The organism is Streptomyces sp. NPDC005070 (assembly GCF_053600395.1).
On record NZ_JBSFZS010000448.1, the window covers coordinates 1 to 1,716 of the forward strand.

Consider the following 1,716-nt stretch of genomic DNA (forward strand, 5'->3'; position numbering starts at 1 on the left):
GTAGCGGGAACCGTCGAAGTGGAGCACCGATCCGCCGCCCGCGGCGACCGTGTGGATGTCCAGCATGGGGGCGCGCAGCCGGACTCCGGCGATCTCAACCCGCCGTCCACGGCGAGCCACCACGGATCATCGAGGACGGGAACGTCCTTGGCGCTGCGCAGCGATTTCAACGCACGAGCTCGCGCGACGGCATCGGCATACGGTGAGTCGTCGCCGGCCAGTTTCCACAGTCGCAGCTCCTCGACGGCCTCACGGGCGAGCGCGGGCCGCAGCACCCGGCTGGCGGTGACCGCCCGTCCCTCGTGGCACCAATCCGCGAGCCGCAGCGCCGCGTCGACGAGCGGAACCACCAGTACGGCAGCGACAAGATCCTCCCGCGGCGCCAGCGTCACCGGGCGCAGCACAGGTACGTCCTCGGCCGCTCCGTCGACTCCGGCATCGACCGGATCGCCCACCCCGCACTGCCCGCAGGTACACAACGCCACGTCCTCGGCGGTCAGCCGACGGACACCGCCTCGCCCGGCCCGGTCACCGGCCAGCGGCCTCGCGCTGGAGGACACCGTGTCCGGCGTCAACCGGGCCAGCCGCGCGTTGATCCCGTCGCGGTCGAACGCCGCCGGATCGTAACCGGCCGCCCGCAGTTCGGCGACGAGCTCACCGTACGGGCTGTCTCCGGCCCCGTCTGGGGTGGCGAGGAACTCCAGCACCTCGGCCAGCCCCCACACGCCGCCGATGTCCTCGGCCGGTACCTCGGCACGCCGCCCGCCGACGCAGCGCGCCGTCCGCTGCGTGCCGTCCGGGCGGGGCAGTGTTTTCTCCAGCGTGATCCCGTGCTCCCAGTCGTCGCCGAAGTCGTAGACGTAGCGCAGCCGTGCTCCCTCCTCGGCCAGCACGTCGCCGAGCGCGGTGGTGTCCTCATCGCCGACCTTGCGGCCGAAGCCGAGATCGATATCGGTGAGTTGGTCGGCGTCGCTGTGCCGGCGGCCGAAGTCGTCGGTGAAGAGGTGCAGGTGGCCGCCGTGCCATCCGAAGGCGATTTGGATGGCGGTGTGCAGTGTCCCGATCGAGGTGTCGGACGGCAGCACGAGGCGTCGCCACAGAGGGGGTTTCGTACCGTGCAGTACGATTTTCACCTGAAGATCGGACGGTGCCTTCTTCTCGACTTGCCGCATTTGTCGCTCCCGCCGCACCGGGCTACTCGAAGGACCCATCATGGCGCTGTCGGTGTGCCCAGCTCAAACCTGGTTGCGGCGGCCGTCCTTTTGGGTACATCTCGACATCAGGGTCTCGACGCCGCGCCGCGGTGCACGCGGATGGGCTTCCACCGCTCGAGAGCAGCCGTGGCCGTTGCTGAACATCGCGTTGGAATGCGCGCGCCCACCGCGACCCGTACGCAGCATCACGTGTGCCCATCCCGCTCGGCTGGGTGCCGAGCAAGGAAAGCCGACCGGCCGAGGCCCTCGCTCTGCTGGGGCTCTCGCCACCACTGGCCCGGCAGACGGGCGACCGGCTCGGCGAGGCCACCGAGCTGATCAATCTCGCCGTCGTAGAAGCCGCCCAAGGAGGAAGTCCACCTTGAGCCGCTGCGATATCTGCTCCGGGCTCCACGCGGTCGCCCAGCGGCGGTCCTGCTGGCGGGGCTTGTTCCTGCCCTGCCGCAGCCGCACCTGCGGCCCCTCGACGACCTGGCCGTGCGCGGCGTGGACGACGGTCCCG

At 70.6% G+C, this 1,716-nt stretch carries 3 pseudogenes; all 3 read right to left on the reverse strand.

Annotated elements, in window-relative coordinates:
* Positions 1 to 96: pseudogene (locus ACWEBX_RS40105) on the reverse strand (hydantoinase/oxoprolinase family protein); the annotation flags it as partial.
* A gap of 563 nt (positions 97 to 659) precedes the next feature.
* Positions 660 to 1,214 (reverse strand): annotated as a pseudogene (locus ACWEBX_RS40110) (plasmid pRiA4b ORF-3 family protein); the annotation flags it as partial.
* 351 nt (positions 1,215 to 1,565) lie between these two features.
* Positions 1,566 to 1,716 (reverse strand): annotated as a pseudogene (locus tag ACWEBX_RS40115) (IS30 family transposase); the annotation flags it as partial.